The organism is Vibrio sp. 2130-1 (assembly GCF_033339515.1).
Map to the genome: position 1 here is coordinate 1 of NZ_JAWOUT010000645.1, position 538 is coordinate 538.

The following is a 538-nucleotide window of genomic DNA, read 5'->3' on the forward strand; positions in this document are numbered from 1 at the left end:
CTGGTGCATGGACCAGAACGAATCGTATCCGGATGGTGGGATGGCGACGAAATTATGCGCGATTACTACATTGCTCATACCAAGCAAGGTCGCTGGTTATGGGTATTTCGCGATCAACATAAACATTGGTTTCTTCATGGCTATTTTTGTTGAGTCGTTATGAGTTACGCAGAATTATTTTGTCAGTCTAATTTCTCTTTCCTCACTGGCGCTTCTCATGCAGAAGAGCTTGTGTTGCAAGCGGCTTTTTATCGCTACCATGCCATCGCGATTACTGACGAGTGCTCGGTCGCTGGCGTGGTCAAAGCCCACGCAACGATTGAACAGCATAAACTTGATATCAAACAGATCGTCGGCAGTATGTTCTGGCTCAACGAAGAGTGCCAAATAGTCCTACTTTGCCCCTGCCGTAAAGCTTATGCTGAGATGTGCCGTATCATCACTAACGCGAGACGACGCAGCGAAAAAGGCAGCTATCAGCTTTCTGAGTGGGATCTGATGTCGATTCGTCACTGCTTAGTATTGTGGCTTCCTACCC

Annotated in this window: 1 protein-coding gene and 1 pseudogene; both read left to right on the forward strand. The window is 47.4% G+C overall.

From position 1 onward, the window contains the following. A pseudogene (locus tag R7Q09_RS27885) lies at positions 1-153 on the forward strand (DNA polymerase Y family protein); the annotation flags it as partial. A gap of 6 nt (positions 154-159) precedes the next feature. Next, positions 160-538, forward strand: a 379-nt coding sequence (locus tag R7Q09_RS27890; protein ID WP_318144175.1) for a PHP domain-containing protein, incomplete at its 3' end; no start/stop codon positions are given.